This is a genomic window from Mesorhizobium sp. B1-1-8 (assembly GCF_006442795.2).
Taxonomy (GTDB): domain Bacteria; phylum Pseudomonadota; class Alphaproteobacteria; order Rhizobiales; family Rhizobiaceae; genus Mesorhizobium.
Window position 1 is genome coordinate 4,841,582 of the sequence record NZ_CP083956.1, and the last position, 15,718, is coordinate 4,857,299.

At 64.0% G+C, this 15,718-nt stretch carries 9 protein-coding genes; 2 read left to right on the forward strand and 7 right to left on the reverse strand.

Annotation, left to right across the window (positions count from 1 at the left end; all coding sequences use genetic code 11):
- Positions 1-286: 286 nt before the first annotated feature.
- Together FJ974_RS23920 and FJ974_RS23925 are read left to right on the forward strand one after the other, a co-directional pair.
- Positions 287-733: a TadE/TadG family type IV pilus assembly protein gene (locus FJ974_RS23920; RefSeq protein ID WP_140532746.1), complete on the forward strand. Its 447-nt coding sequence runs from the start codon at positions 287-289 to the stop codon at positions 731-733.
- Between the two features lie 23 nt (positions 734-756).
- Positions 757-2,487: a pilus assembly protein TadG-related protein gene (locus FJ974_RS23925; protein ID WP_226891373.1), complete on the forward strand. Its 1,731-nt coding sequence runs from the start codon at positions 757-759 to the stop codon at positions 2,485-2,487.
- Between the two features lie 7 nt (positions 2,488-2,494).
- On the opposite strand, the gene FJ974_RS23930 is transcribed toward FJ974_RS23925, so the two are convergent.
- From FJ974_RS23930 to FJ974_RS23960, 7 genes are all read right to left on the reverse strand, one after another.
- The gene (locus FJ974_RS23930) at positions 2,495-4,150 is read right to left on the reverse strand and encodes an alpha-glucosidase family protein (protein WP_140532605.1); all 1,656 of its coding nucleotides are present in this window, start codon (positions 4,148-4,150) and stop codon (positions 2,495-2,497) included.
- A 64-nt stretch (positions 4,151-4,214) separates the two neighbouring features.
- Positions 4,215-6,212, reverse strand: coding sequence for a glycogen debranching protein GlgX (gene glgX / locus FJ974_RS23935; RefSeq protein WP_140532603.1), 1,998 nt, complete (start codon positions 6,210-6,212; stop codon positions 4,215-4,217).
- A gap of 199 nt (positions 6,213-6,411) precedes the next feature.
- Entirely contained in the window at positions 6,412-8,040 is a 1,629-nt protein-coding gene (locus FJ974_RS23940) for an alpha-D-glucose phosphate-specific phosphoglucomutase (RefSeq protein WP_140532601.1), read from the reverse strand.
- 3 nt (positions 8,041-8,043) lie between these two features.
- Positions 8,044-9,489 (reverse strand): glycogen synthase GlgA, encoded by a 1,446-nt coding sequence (gene glgA / locus FJ974_RS23945; protein ID WP_140532599.1) that lies wholly within the window; start codon positions 9,487-9,489, stop codon positions 8,044-8,046.
- An 86-nt stretch (positions 9,490-9,575) separates the two neighbouring features.
- Complete coding sequence (gene glgC, locus FJ974_RS23950) at positions 9,576-10,841, reverse strand: glucose-1-phosphate adenylyltransferase (RefSeq protein WP_140532597.1); 1,266 nt, start codon at positions 10,839-10,841, stop codon at positions 9,576-9,578.
- Positions 10,842-10,904: 63 nt separating this feature from the next.
- Complete coding sequence (glgB, locus tag FJ974_RS23955) at positions 10,905-13,118, reverse strand: 1,4-alpha-glucan branching protein GlgB (RefSeq protein WP_140532595.1); 2,214 nt, start codon at positions 13,116-13,118, stop codon at positions 10,905-10,907.
- A gap of 58 nt (positions 13,119-13,176) precedes the next feature.
- The gene (locus FJ974_RS23960; RefSeq protein WP_140532593.1) at positions 13,177-15,639 is read right to left on the reverse strand and encodes a glycogen/starch/alpha-glucan phosphorylase; all 2,463 of its coding nucleotides are present in this window, start codon (positions 15,637-15,639) and stop codon (positions 13,177-13,179) included.
- Positions 15,640-15,718: the final 79 nt, after the last annotated feature.

Sequence of the window (15,718 nt, forward strand, 5' to 3'; positions counted from 1 at the left end):
CTCCCTGTCGGCGCGGCCCCTCAGCCACACCTTTTGCGTGTTGACGCCCGGAACCGTCGAGCGGCTCGTTTTTTGAGCGTGCCGCCGGTCTGTTCCGGCAGCTGGTGGCGGCGAGACTAGACAGAGCGAAATCTTATTTCAACTACCTACTGCTTGACGTTGAGTGAGCGGCCCCTCGCTAAAACAGCGAATTCTTAAGCTTAAATCTCTTGTTCAACTTGATGCATCTCTCGGTTGTTCCAGCCGTTTTCTGTTTTTGCAGGCAGGTCTTGGCATTCTTCGAGGCATGCTGAAAAACCGCAAATCCCTCACTTCGTGGTCTCGTTTTCGGGCTGACGCCACGGGCACGTCAGCTGTGGAATTCGCCATGTTGGCGCCGATTTTCATCCTGCTTCTGCTCGGCATGGTTGCATACGGAATCTATTTCGGCGCCAGCCATTCGGTCCAGCAAATCGCCGCCGACGCGGCCCGAACGGCGATTGCCGGCCTCAATCAGACGGAGCGCCAGGCGCTGGTCACCGATTTCATCACCCACGACGTCGCGGGCTATGCCTTTGTCGACCCGAAGAAGCTGACGGTCGACGCCAAGGACAGTGCCGTCGACGGCAGCCAGTTCGTCGTCTCGGTCAGCTATGATGCGCGCAACCTGCCGATCTGGAGCCTATTCCATAACCTGCCGCTGCCCGGCACCACGATCCAGCGCCAATCGACGATCCGGGTCGGAGGCATATGATGCGCAATAAAGCGGGGGGACTGATGGGCGCGACCCGACGGCTGATCGCCGATCGGCGCGCCAATTTCGCCGTCATGACCGCGCTCTGCACGCCGGTGGCGCTGGCGTTGACCGCGTTCGCGGTCGATGAGGGCTCGCTCTACAACGAACGCCGCGCCGCGCAGTCGATCATCGACCTCGCCGCGATCACTGCCGCCGCCCACATCAACAATGCCGAGCAAGCAGTCCTGACGACGCTGAAGGACAACGGAATCACATCGGTCGCCGTGCAGCAGAAAGGCACGACCGTTGCGCCAAACGCCACCAAAGCCGTCGTGCAGGTCGTGCCCGGCCGCTATTCCGGGGTCAGTTCGATTGCGGCAGGCAGCCGTTTCGAGGCAGGCAAGCTGCCCTACAACGCCGTCCAGGTGTCGCTGAAGAAGCAGGGAACGCTCTATTTCGCCGCCTCGATGATGGCGCCGCCGGTGATCGGCACGACAGCCACCGCCAGCGCCCAACCCGAAGCGGCGTTCTCGGTCGGGTCGCGGCTTGCCAGCGTCAATGGCGGCGTTCTCAACGCGCTGCTCGGCGGATTGCTGGGCGGCAACATCTCGCTCAGCGTGATGGACTACAATTCGCTGATCTCGGCCGATGTCGATGTGCTCTCCTTCACCGACGCCCTGGCAACCCAACTGCACCTGACTGGGGTGACCTATTCGGACGTGCTGGCCTCCAAGGCGACCGTCGGGCAGATCGCAACCGCCATTGCCAACGTGCCCGGGCTCGACCACACCGCTAAGCTCGCGCTGCAGACCATGGCCTCGAGCGCCACCAACTCGGTCAAGATTCCGCTCAGCCATCTGATCGACCTCGGCTCGGTCGGCAGCCTCGGCATCGGACAGAAGCCCGCAGGGCTTTCGATCGCCGCCAGCGCCCTGAGCATGCTGACGGCGGCTGCCGCGCTCGCCAACGGCACGAACCAGGTTGCGGTCAATCTAGGCGCCACGATACCCGGCCTGACATCGACGACGCTCAACATCGCCATCGGCGAGCCGCCGCAATCCTCGCCCTGGCTGGCCGTGGGAGAACTGGGCACCGTGGTGCGCACGGCGCAGACCCGCATCAAGCTCAACGCCAGCGTCACGGTCGGCACGCCGAACCTTGGCGGCGGCATCAAGCTGCTCGCCGTCAACCTGCCGCTCAACATCGAGGTGGCCTATGCCGAAGCCAAGCTGACCGACATAAGCTGCCCGACCGGCCCATCCAGCATCAAAGTTACCATTGCCGCGCAACCCGGCGTCGTCGCCGCGCATCTCGCCAACAGCAACGCCAGCGGCTTCGCAGACTTCAGCAAGCCGCAGTCCTTCTCTAACGCCGACATCACGGACTTAAAGCTGTTGCTCATTCCGCTGCTGCAGGCGACTGGCTCCTCGGCCTTTTCGGTGACCAACATGGCGCCGACGAACCTGACCTTCAGCGCCTCCGATATCGCCAGCAAGGCGATCAAAACCGTGTCGACAAAAAACCTGACGCAGTCGCTCACCACCTCGCTCGTGAACAACCTATCACTGACGGCCAATGCGCTGGGCCTCGGTCTCGACGTGACCGCCTTGCTCGGCACGGTGAAGCCGGCGGTGACGACGCTGCTCAACGGCGTGACCGCGCCGGTCGACGACCTGCTCTACAATGTGCTTGGCGCGCTCGGCGTGCATGTCGGCGAGGCCGATGTGCGGGTCACCGGCGCGACCTGCGGGCGGTCCGTGCTCGTTCAGTAGCAGACGGTCAGCCAATTCTCCCGACGAAGCAACCTACAGGCGGCAGCGCCAGCGCAATCTCTTCGAGAACGCCGCCAAGAACGCCGGCGACGTCAACGGCAAGAGCCGTTATCTCGATATCCCTGATCTCCGCCGGCAGCGTCCACTTCGCCGGCTCACCGGCGAAGTTGAAGACGCATAACAACTTCTCGTCTTCGTGCTGGCGGATGAAAGCCAGCACGCCGCCTTCGGCGTCGAGAAAACGGATCGAGCCGGCGATCAGCGCCGGGTGGCATTTGCGCAGGGCCAGAATCGAGCGATAGGCAGCAAGGACAGAACCTGCTTCACCATTTTGCACGTCGACCGCCCGGCCACGATGCGCCAGCGGCACCGGCAGCCAGGGCTTGCCGGTGGAGAAGCCGCCACCTTCGGCGCCTGCCTCCCAGACCATCGGCGTGCGGCAACCGTCCCTGCCCTTGACGCCCGGCCAGAAGCGGATGCCCAACGGATCGCGCAAATCCTCATAAGCAAGCTCCGCCTCTTCAAGTCCGAGTTCCTCGCCTTGGTAGAGACAGATCGAACCGCGCAGGCAGCAGAGCAGCGCGATCGAGAATTTCGCCACCGCATCCGGATTCTCGCCTGGCCGCGTCCAGCGGCTGACATGGCGCACTACATCGTGGTTGGAAAAGGCCCAGCAGACCCAGCCATCGGCGACGGCGCTTTCGAAAGCCTCGACGCAGCCGCGCACATGGGCGGCCGAGAATTGCGGGCCGAGCAGGTCGAAGGTGTAGCACATCTGCAGCTTGTCGCCGCCGGAGGTATAGGCGGCGAGCGTCTGCAGCGAACGTTCCTCGTCGCCCACCTCGCCCACCGCGGCGCGATCTGGGTACTCGTCGAGCAGCGTGCGGAAACGCTTCAGAAAATCGAGGTTTTCCGGCCGCGTCTTGTCGAAGAGATGCTCCTGGAAGGCATAGGTGCTGGTGGCCGCATTGGTGCCGGCGACGCTCGCGGCGAGCGGCGGGTTGTCGCGCAACCAGCGGTCGTGGACATAGTAGTTGACGGTGTCCAGCCGGAAGCCGTCGACGCCGCGCTCCAGCCAGAAGCGCACGGTGTCGAGGACAGCGTCCTGCACTTCCGGGTTATGGAAATTGAGGTCGGGCTGCGAGGCCAGGAAATTGTGCATGTAATACTGCCGGCGCGTGGCGTCCCATTCCCAGGCTGGGCCGCCGAACAGCGATTGCCAATTGTTGGGCGCGGTGCCATCCGGCTTCGCGTCGGCCCAGACATACCAGTCGGTCTTGGCGTTGTCGCGGCTGGCGCGGCTTTCGACAAACCATTCGTGCTTGTCGGACGAGTGCGAGATAACCTGGTCGATGATGATCTTCAGGCCGAGCCGGTGCGCCTCGGAGACCAGTGCGCCGAAATCTTCCAGCGTGCCGAACATCGGATCGACGTCGCGATAGTCCGACACGTCATAGCCCATGTCGGCCATCGGCGACTTGAAGAAGGGCGACAGCCATATGGCGTCGACGCCGAGCGAGGCGACGTGGGAGAGCCGCGCGGTGATGCCCTTGAGATCGCCGCTGCCGTCGCCGGTCGTGTCCTGGAAGGAGCGCGGATAGATCTGGTAGATGACGCAGCCCCGCCACCATTCGGCTCCATGCTTGGCATTATCGTCAGCCATAACTAGCCTTTCCTGGCGCGAGCCTTCCCGGCCTGGCGCCAATGATTTTTGATTTCGCATCGGATCATCCGAAAACCGGCTGCCGCTTTTCGGTCCGATGCTCTGTCATGAAAGTCACGCTGCGGCCGGGCAGCGGGCGCACAAGATCGACCACCTGCGTCTCGATCGCCGAGCGCCACTCGAATTCTTCCCGCTCCGGCAGAGTGAAGACGCATTGGCGGCGGTCGCCATTGATCATGACGGCAAGGCGGCCGCCGCCGGTATCGCCGAGCAGCATGACGAGCCGATGTCGCCCGGGGTCGTTCCAATCCGGTTCGCCGAGCGGCGCGCCGGTCTCTGTCAGCCAGGCGACATCGGGAATGCCGGAAGCGTCTTGCGGCTCACCAGTCAGGAAATGCCCGTCCGACAGCACCGGAAAGGTGCTGCGCATCGCCGAAAGTTCCGCGGCATACCGCTCCAGCGCCTTGTCGCGGCCTGTCCAGTCCAGCCAGGTGATGGCGTTGTCCTGCGCATAGGCGTTGTTGTTGCCCTTTTGGCTGCGGCCGAATTCATCGCCGGCGGTCAGCATGATCGTGCCGCGCGAGGCAAAGAGCGTGGCAAGCAGCGCGGATCGATCGCCGAAGCGGGCGTCGGTGATCGCCGCATCATCCGTCTCGCCCTCGATGCCGTTGTTCCAGGAGATATTGTCATTATGGCCGTCGCGGTTCTGCTCGCCATTGGCCGCGTTGTGCTTCCGCTCATAGGCGACGATGTCGGCCAGCGTCATGCCGTCATGCGCGGCGATGAAGTTGACGCTGCGGCTGACCGGCTGAGCGTCCCGGCCGAACACATCGGATGAACCGGCAAGCCGCGTGGCGAGCGCGCCGACCATGCCGGCATCGCCGCGCCAGAAGCGCCTGATATCGTCGCGGCAGCGGTCGTTCCATTCGAGGTAAGGCGGCCGGAAATTGCCGAGCTGGTAACCGTTCGGCCCGATGTCCCAGGGCTCGGCGATCAGCACCCGGCCGGCGAGCACAGGATCGCCGGCGATGGCCTCGAGCAGCGGCGCCGCCGGATCGAACACGCCGTCGACCCGGCCCAGCACCGGCGCCAGATCGAAGCGGAAGCCGTCGACGCCGGCATGGCGGACGAAATGGCGCAGCGTGTCGAGCACCATCTCGCGCACCACCGGATGATCGCAGGCGATCGTGTTGCCGGTGCCGGTGTCGTTGGCCAGCCTGCCATCCGGTTCGTGCCGGTAATAGGCCTGGGCATCGAGGCCGCGCAGCGCCAGCGTCGGACCCAGCCGGTCGCTTTCGCCGGTGTGGTTGAAGACGAGATCGAGAATGGTGCCGATGCCCGCTTCACGCAGCGCCGCGACGGTGTCGCGCAATTCCTTGAGGCCGCCGGGCGCAAGGCGCGGGTCGAGGGCCATGAAGGTGACGGGGTTGTAGCCCCAGGCGTTGCTGAGGCCCAGCGGCGGCAGATGCCGCTCGTCGATCGAGGCGGTGATGGGCATCAATTCGACGGCGGAAACGCCGAGCCGCTTCAGGTGATCGATGATCGCCGGATGGGAGAGCGCCGCGATGGTGCCGCGCTGTTCTTGCGGTACATCCGGATGGAGTTTCGTGAAGGAGCGGACGTTGAGCTCGTAGATCAAACCGCCGGGCTGGAACAGCGGCGGCTTCGGCGGCAGCGGCGTGGGCAGGAACCGCGCTACCGCCTTCGGCATCAGCGAGGCCGTGTCGGCGCCTTCGTTGCGTTTGGCGGCAAGCCGCCAATGATATTGATATGGACTGTCGAGCTCGACGGCATAGGGATCGGTGAGAAGCTTGTTCGGGTCGAACCACAGACCGCGCTCCGGCGCATAGTCGCCATCGGCGCGAAAGCCGTAACGCGTGCCGTCGCCAAGGCCGGGGACAACGAGCGCATGCACGCCCTCGCCTTCCGGGTTGAGTTCCAGCCGGTGGAGTTCGCGTGTGCCGGCGTCCTCGTAGATCGAGACCCACAGGCGCCTCGCTGACGACGACCAAACGGCAAAGCGGATGCCTTCGGCGGTGACGGTAGCACCGAGGTGAATCACGGGCGCGCCTCTCCTTCTCCCCTTGTGGGAGAAGGTGGATCGGCGCGCAGCGCCGAGACGGATGAGGGGTGTTGGAAGAAATGAGGCATTACAGATTTGGATGCAGGTCTGCGCCAAGCTGGAGCACCCCTCATCCGACCGAGCTTCGCTCGGCCACCTTCTCCCACAAGGGCAGAAGGGGGAGCCTTGTCCACCACCCTCACGTAATCACGCTCGGCTTGTCGCGGCCGGTGTGGCTCTTGATTCCGGCGATGTCGTCGGCCGCGGCGATCAGGTCGGCAAGCGCCTCCTGCGTGTCGAGGTCGTGCCTCGCCTTGTCGGGCTCATAGCGCTCGATATAGACGCGGATCGTCGCGCCCGAGGTGCCGGTGCCGGAGAGCCGGAAGACGACGCGCGAGCCGCCCTCGAACAGGACCCTGATACCCTGGTGCTGGCTCACCGAACCGTCGACCGGATCGTGATAGGCGAAATCGTCGGCATTGGCGATCTTCAGGCCGCGCACGCTGGTGCCGGGCAGCGAGCCGAGCCTGGCGCGCAGCTCGTCGACCAGCTTGTTGGCGCGCTCGGTCTCGACTTCTTCATAGTCGTGGCGCGAATAGTAGTTGCGGCCGTAGGTCTCCCAGTGCCTGGTGACGACGTCCTTGCAGCTCTCGCCGCGCACGGCGAGGATGTTCAGCCACAACAGCACGGCCCACAACCCGTCCTTCTCGCGCACATGGTTGGAGCCGGTGCCGGCACTTTCCTCGCCGCAGATCGTCGCCATGTCGGCGTCGAGCAGATTGCCGAAGAACTTCCAGCCGGTCGGCGTCTCATAGATGCCGACGCCGAGCTTTTCGGCGACGCGGTCGGCGGCGCCACTGGTCGGCATCGAGCGGGCGATGCCCTTCAGGCCTTGCTTGTAGCCGGGCGCCAGATGCGCATTGGCGGCAAGCATCGCCACGGAATCGGACGGGGTGACGAAGATGCCCCTGCCGATGATCAGATTGCGGTCGCCGTCGCCATCGGACGCGGCGCCGAAATCGGGCGCGTCCGGTCCCATCATCTCGTCATAGAGGTGCCTGGCGTGGACCAGGTTCGGATCAGGGTGATGGCCGCCGAAATCCGGCAGCGGCTTGAAGTTGCGGCAGGTGCCGTTGGGGGCGCCAAGCCGGCGCTCGAGGATCTCCTTGGCATAGGGGCCGGTCACCGCATGCATGGCGTCGAAGCGCATGCGGAAGCCATATTTGAAATTGGCGCGGATGGCGTCGAAGTCGAACAGGCTTTCCATCAGCTCGGCATAGTCGGCGACAGGGTCGAAGATCTCGACGCTCATGTCGCCGGCCTTGACGGTGCCGATCTTGTCGATGTCGATCGGGTCGATATCGGCGATCTTGAAGCTTGCTATCGTCTTGGTCTTGGCGAAGATGGCGTCGGTGATCTTCTCCGGCGCCGGGCCGCCATTGCCGGCATTGTACTTGATGCCGAAATCCTCATGCGGGCCGCCCGGATTGTGGCTGGCCGACAGGATGATGCCGCCGAAGGTCTTGTACTTTCGGATGATGTTGGAGGCCGCGGGCGTGGAAAGAATCCCGCCCTGCCCGACCATCACCTTGCCGAAGCCGTTGCCCGCCGCGATGGCGATGGCCTTCTGGATGACCTCGCGATTGTAGTAGCGACCGTCGCCGCCGATCACCAGCGTCTTGCCTTCAAAACCGTCCAGCGCGTCGAAGATCGACTGGATGAAGTTCTCGGCGTAGTGCTCCTGCTGGAACACGGGCACCTTCTTGCGCAGGCCGGAGGTGCCGGGTTTCTGGTCGGGATAGGGTTTGGTGGGGACGGTGCGTATCATGTCTCAGGCAGCCCTTTTCGAAAGCAGCAAGCGATAGAGTTCCATATATTTCTCGGCGCTCTTGTCCCAGGAGACATCGGCCTTCATGCCCTGGCGCTGGATCGACGCCCAGGTCGCGGGGCTGGCATGCACCTCGGCCAGCCGGCGGATCGTGTGCAGAAGCGCGCCGCCATTGTTCGGCGCGAACTGGAAGCCGGTGGCGACGCCGGCCGAAAGCGCGGCCTCGTTGGCGTCGATGATGGTATCGGCCAGCCCGCCGGTGCGGGCGACGACCGGCACGCAGCCATAGCGCAGACCATAGAGCTGGGTGAGCCCGCAAGGCTCGAAACGCGACGGGATGACGATGGCGTCGCAGCCGCCCTGCATGATGTGCGAGAGCCCCTCATCATAGCCGATGACGACGCCGACACGGCCGCGGTGACGCGCTGCGGCGGCAAGCAGCGAGCCTTCGAGGCCGGCATCGCCCGAGCCGAGGATGGCCAGCCGTGCGCCGCGCTGAACAATGCCGTCGACGACTGCGGCCAGAATGTCCATGCCCTTCTGCCAGGTCAGCCGGCTGATGACGCAGACGATCGGGCTGTCGTCGCGCTCGAGGCTGAAACGATCCTCGACGGCGGTGCGGTTGAGATGGCGTGCCTCGAGCGTTTTAGCCGAATAATTGGCCACCAGATGCTGGTCGCTCTCGGGGTTCCAGATGTCGACATCGATCCCGTTGACGATGCCGTAGAGGTCGGTGGAGCGCATGTTGATGAGGCCGTCGAGGCCCATGCCGAATTCCGGCGAGCGGATCTCCTGCGCGTAGGTCGGGCTGACCGTGGTGATCGCCCAGGCGGCTTGCAGGCCGGCCTTGAGATAGCCGACGCCGCCATAATATTCGACGCCGTCGAGCTGCATGGCGACGCCCGGCAGGCCGAGCTCGCCGAAGATGCCGGCGCCGAACCGGCCCTGGAAGGCGAGATTGTGCACGGTGATCAGCGACGGCACGCCGACCGCCTTGCCGTAGCGCATATAGGCAAGCGTCATCGCCGACTGCCAGTCATGGGCATGCACGAGGTCGGGCTGGTAGCCGGAAATGGCGCCACCGGCGATGTCGCCGCCGACCTGGCTCAGCGCAGCGAAGCGCCGCCAATTGTCCGGCCAGTCGGCGCCGTTTGCATTGCCATAAGGGCCGCCGGGACGGTCGAAGAGGTGCGGCGCTTCGAGCACGAACAGATCGAGATCGCCGACCTTGACGGCATGGACCGAAGCCTTGCCGCCCTGCAGCAGCGGATACTGGTAGACGGCCCTCTTTTTCTTGAAGGCCGCCATCACCACGGGGTAGCCGGGGACGAGCGTGCGCATGGCGACGCCCTTGCCGGCCAGCGCAATCGGCAAGGCGCCGGTGACGTCGGCAAGCCCGCCGGTCTTGACCAGCGGAAAGATCTCGGGCGTGACCGACAGAACCTGCATGCGCCTCACATTCCGATTTTAAAGTGACAGCCTGTTGATCAAACCGACAACTGCTGATCAAGCTGACAGCTTGTTGATCGACCTGGTCAGGTCGACAACTTGTTGATCATATCCTGCGTGACGAGGCAGATGCCCTTTTCCGACACGCGGAAACGCTTGGCGTCGAGTGCTGCGTCCTCACCGATCACCAGTCCCTCCGGGATGTGCACGCCATGGTCAATGACAACGCGCTTGAGGCGCGCGTTGCGGCCGACCTGGACGTCGGGCAGCATGACCACTTCCTCCAGCTTGGAATAGGAATTGATGCGCGCACCGGTAAAGACCAGGCTGCGGCGCAGCGATGCACCGGAGACGATGCAGTCGCCGGAGACCAGCGAGGAAATCGCCTCGCCGCGGCGGCCGTCCTCGTCATGCACGAACTTTGCCGGCGGCTTCAATTCGGCATAGGTCCAGATCGGCCAGTCGCGGTCGTAAAGGTCGAGCTCTGGCGTGATGTCGGTGAGATCGATGTTGGCTTCCCAATAGGCATCGACCGTTCCGACATCGCGCCAGTAAGGCTCGGCCTCATGCGAGGAGCGCACGCAGGACTTGGCGAAGCGGTGGGCGATCGCCTTACCGTGCTGGACGATATAGGGGATGATATCCTTGCCGAAATCGCGGCTGGAGCCCGGCTCGGCGGCATCGCGGCGCAGCTGATCCATCAGGAATTTGGTCTTGAAGACATAGATACCCATCGATGCCAGGGCGAACTCCGGCTTGTCCGGGATGCCGGGCGGATCGGCTGGTTTTTCGACGAAAGCGATGATGTTGTCCTTGGCATCGACATGCATGACGCCGAAACCGGTCGCTTCCATGCGCGGCACTTCAAGGCAGCCGACGGTGACGTCGGCATTGGCGTCGACGTGCTGGCGCAGCATCAGCTCGTAGTCCATCTTATAGATGTGGTCGCCGGCGAGGATGACCATGTATTCGGGCCCGTAGGCCTCGATGATGTCGATGTTCTGGTAGACCGCGTCGGCCGTGCCCTCATACCACTGCGTTTCGGAGACGCGCTGGCTGGCGGGCAGGATGTCGAAGCTTTCGTTTCGCTCGGGCCGCAGGAAATTCCAGCCGCGCTGCAGATGGCGGATCAGCGAATGCGCCTTGTACTGGGTGGCGACGCCGAGGCGGCGGATGCCGGAGTTGAGCGCATTGGAGAGGGCAAAATCGATGATGCGCGTCTTGCCGCCGAAATAGACCGCCGGCTTGGCGCGGCGGTCGGTCAATTCCTTGAGGCGACTGCCGCGGCCGCCGGCCAGCACGTAGGCCATGGCATCGCGTGCCAGCGGCTGGGTTCTTTTGATCTCTGCCATTTTGTTACCCTCCCAAACAAGCTGCCCGGATCGTTGCAAGAGCAGGATGAGACATCATCTGCTTCAATCCGTGACGAATTCCAGCATGATCGTCGACAGCGGCGGCAAAAGCATCGTCGCCGATATGCCGGCTCCCTCCCCGCTTGCCTCGACCATGCCGCCATTGCCCTTACCGGAACCGCCATAGTCGACGGCGTCGGTGTTGATGATCTCGCGCCACTCTCCCGCCTTCGGCAGCGGCACGCGATAGTTCTCGCGCGGCAGCGGCGTGAAATTGGAGATGACGGCGATCGGGTTGCCGCCGGGCGCGCTGCGCAGCCAGGCGAACACCGAATTGTCGCGGTCGTCGACGATTAGCCAGGAAAAGCCCTCCGGCTCGCAGTCGCGTGCATGCAGCGACGGGCGTGAGCGGTAGAGGTAATTCAAGTCGCGCACGACCTGCCAGACGCCGCGATGCGGGCCGTAATCGAGCAGGTTCCAGTCGAGCGCGCGCGCCTCGCTCCACTCGCGGCGCTGGGCATATTCCTGGCCCATGAACAAAAGCTTCTTGCCGGGATAGCCCCACATGAAGGCGTAGTAGGCGCGCAGCGTGGCGAATTTCTGCCAGTCGTCGCCGGCCATCTTGTGGAGCAGCGTGCCCTTGCCGTGCACAACCTCGTCATGGGAAAGCGGCAGCACGAAATTCTCGGAAAAGGCGTAGACCAGGCCGAAGGTGATGTCGTTGTGGTGGTGCTTGCGGAAGATCGGCTCCTTGGAGAGATACTCCAGCGTGTCGTGCATGAAGCCCATGTTCCATTTGAAGCCGAAGCCCAGCCCGCCTTCGTGCACAGGGCGCGACACTTTCGGCCATGACGTCGATTCCTCGGCGATGGTCACCACGCCCGGATGGTGGCCGTAGAGCTCCTTGTTCATCTTCTGCAGGAAGCTGACGGCCTGCAGGTTCTCGCGGCCGCCCTTCTCGTTGGGGATCCACTCGCCAGCCTTGCGCGAATAATCGAGGTAGAGCATCGAGGCGACCGCGTCGACGCGCAGACCGTCGACATGGTATTTCTCGGCCCAGAACAGCGCGTTGTTGACGAGGAACGACACCACCTCGCGGCGTCCGAAATTGTAAATCGCGGTGTTCCAGTCGGGATGGAAGCCCTGGCGCGGATCGGCATGCTCGTAGAGCGCTGTGCCGTCGAAATGGACCAGGCCATGCTCGTCGACCGGGAAATGCGCCGGCACCCAGTCGAGGATGACGCCGACGCCGGCGCGGTGCGCGCCGTCGACGAAGCGGGCGAAGCCCTCGGGATCGCCGAAACGGGCCGTCGGCGCATAGAGGCCGGTGGTCTGGTACCCCCAGGACGGATCGTAGGGGTGCTCGGAAATCGGCAGGAATTCGATATGGGTGAAGCCGGTATCGACCACATAAGGGATCAGCCGACTGGCGAGCTCGTCCCAGGTCAGGAACGTGCCGTCGTCGCGGCGCTGCCACGAGCCGGCATGGACCTCGTAGATCGAGATCGCCTCGCGCCGGGGATCGGCTTTCCGCCAATAACTGCGATGCGCCTCGTCGCCCCACTGATGCGCCATGGGCGGCGCCGTCACCGAGGCGGTCGCCGGGCGCAGTTCGGACTCGAAGGCGAACGGATCGGCCTTGAGCGGCAGCCTGACGCCGTCGGGGCCGATGATCTCGAACTTGTAGGGCCAGCCGGCGCCGAGGTCGGGAATGAAAAGTTCCCAGATGCCGGTGTCGCGACGGTCGCGCATGGTGTGCCGGCGGCCGTCCCATTCGTTGAAATTGCCGACCACCGAGACGCGCCTGGCGTTCGGCGCCCAGACGGCGAAATGCACGCCGGTTGCGCCCTCATGCTCGATGATATGGGCGCCGAGCTTGTCGAAGAGCCGCAAGTGCGAGCCTTCGGCGATGTAGTAATCGTCCAGCGGGCCGAGCACCGGGCCGAATGAATAAGGGTCGGTCAGCCACCAGTCGCCGCCGGCGTTTCTTGCGTGATAGCGCAGCGGCTGGCGCTTGCGGATCGAGAGCTTGCCCTCGAAGAAGCCGGCATCGTCGCGGCGCGACAACTCGCCAGCCTTCTTGCCGGTCAGCGTGTAGGCGGTGACGAACTCGGCATTGGGCACGAAGCAGCGGGCGACAAAACCGCTGCCGGCTTCGTGCACGCCCAGGATGGCAAATGGATCACCATGCGTTCCGGCGACAATCGCCGCGACATCTCCGGCTGGCGCCGGTCCGTCCGGCCCGCCTGTCGCAGCGGTCACGCGCGGTTTCCTCATCAGGCAGTGTCCCTCCCGGGAGTTGGACCACGTTTGTTCGTGACCTCATGCAATCACATCAGACGGGCACGTTCCAGATTTCTTTCGCATATTGGCGGATCGTGCGGTCGGATGAGAACCAGCCGACGCGGGCGACATTGCGGATGGCGCGTGCATACCAGTCGGGACTGTCGCGCCAGACGGCGTCGACGTCACGCTGGCGGTCGGCGTAAGAATCGAAATCGGCGGCCACCATGAACCAGTCGCTCTGATAGAGGCCGTTCATCAGGTCACGGTAGCGGTTGGGATCGTCGGGCGAGAAGACGCCGGAGGAAATCGCCGCGATCGCCTGCGCCAATTCGGGGGACGCCTCTATGACTTCGCGCGGATTGTAGCCGTTGTTGCGGCGATCGGCGACCTCGGCGGTGGTGAGGCCGAAGATGAAGATGTTGTCGTCGCCGACATGCTCCTTCATCTCGACATTGGCGCCGTCGAGCGTGCCGATGGTCAGCGCGCCGTTCATCATGAACTTCATATTGCCGGTACCGGACGCCTCCATGCCCGCGGTTGAAATCTGCTCCGACAGGTCGGCGGCCGGCATCAGCACCTCGGCCAGGCTGACATTGTAGTTGGGCACGAACACGACCTTCAGCAGGCCGCGCACCGACGGATCGCTGTTGATGACCCTGGCGACGTCGTTGGCCAGTTTGATGATCAGCTTGGCGTTGTGGTAGCTGGGCGCCGCCTTGCCGCCGAAGATTTTCACACGCGGCATCCAGCCGCGCTCGGGATGCGAGCGGATCTGGTCGTAAAGCGCGATCGCCTCGAGGATGTTGAGCAGCTGGCGCTTGTATTCGTGGATACGCTTGACCTGGATGTCGAACAGCGCCGAGGGATCGAGCTTGATGCCGAGCCGGTCGGCGACGAGGTTGGAAAGCTTCACCTTGTTCTGCCGTTTCACGGCGGCGAATTTTTCGCGGAAAGCGGCGTCGGCGGCGAACGCATCGAGCCCCTTGATCGCCTCGATGTCGTCCATGAAGCGGTCGCCGATCGCCTCGCGGGCAAGCGCGGTCAGACCGGGATTGCACTGGATCAGCCAGCGCCGCGGCGTGATGCCGTTGGTCTTGTTGTTGATGCGGCCGGGATAGAGCCGGTGGAGATCGGCGAATACCGTTTCCTTCATCAGCTCGGTGTGCAGCGCCGAGACGCCGTTGATCGAATGCGAGCCGACGAAGGCGAGATTGCCCATGCGCACGCGGCGCTCGCCATTTTCCTGGATCAGCGAGATGCGGCTGATCTGCTCGCCGGAGAAAAGGTTGGTGGCGCGCGCCTCGAGCAGCACCTGCGCATTGATGGCGTAGACGATCTGCATATGGCGCGGCAAAAGCCGCTCGAACAGCGGCACCGGCCAGCTTTCCAGCGCCTCCGGCAGAAGCGTGTGGTTGGTGTAGCCGAAGGTACGCTTGGTGGTGTCCCAGGCGAGATCGAAATCCAAGCCGTGAACATCCATCAAGAGCCGCATCAGCTCCGGCACGGCGATCGCCGGATGCGTGTCGTTCAAATGGATCGCGGCCTTGTCGGGCAGCGACTTCAGGTCGCCATACTGGCTCAAATGGCGCTGGATGATGTCCTGGAGCGAGGCGGTGGAGAAGAAATACTCCTGGCGCAGCCTGAGCTCCTGGCCTGCCATGTGGGAGTCGGCCGGATAGAGCACGCGCGACAGGGCGTCGGCCTTGTTGCTCTCGGCGAGCGCGCCGATATGGTCGCCGGCATTGAACTTGTCGAGCAGGATCGGATCGATCGGCATGCCCGACCACAACCGCAACGTGTTGACGCGCCTGGCGCGCCAGCCGGCGACCGGCGTGTCGTAGGCGACGGCCAGCACGTGCTCGTTCGGCTTCCAGATATGGCGTTCGCGCCTGCCGTCCTTGGAGGTGATCGATTCCACCGAGCCGCCGAAGCCGACCTCGAAGGAGCGCTCGCGCCGCTCGAACTCCCAGGAATTGCCATGGTCGAGCCAGTTCTCCGGCAACTCGACCTGCCAGCCGTCATGGATCTCCTGGCGGAACATGCCGTTGGCGTAGCGGATGCCGTAGCCATGCGCCGGGATGTCGACGGTCGCCATGCTCTCCATGAAGCAGGCGGCAAGCCGGCCGAGACCGCCATTGCCCAGGGCCGCGTCCGGCTCGAGGGCCGCGATCAGATCGAGGTCGACGCCGAGCGAGGACAGCGCCTCGCGCATGTTGTCCATCAGGCCGAGGTTGGAGAAGGCGTCGCGCATCAGGCGGCCGATGAGGAATTCGAGCGAGAGGTAATAGACCCGCTTTTCCTGCTGGTCGTAGGCCTCCCTGGTCGCCTCCATCCAGTGATCGACGATGCGGTCGCGCACGACCTTGATCGAGGCGGTCAGCCAGTCATGCGGCGTGGCGACGGTGACGTCCTTGCCGACCCTGTATTTGAGGGACAGCAAGACCTCTTCAGCGAGCGTCTTCGGATCTGGATAATCGAGAGCGGGAGCCTCGATCGTCACGGCGGATGTCATAATCGCCTCTCATTTGATAGCCTGATCATACCGGCTTTCGTCGTTCGTCCCAGCCCGTCGCACTGCATTGCAGCATACG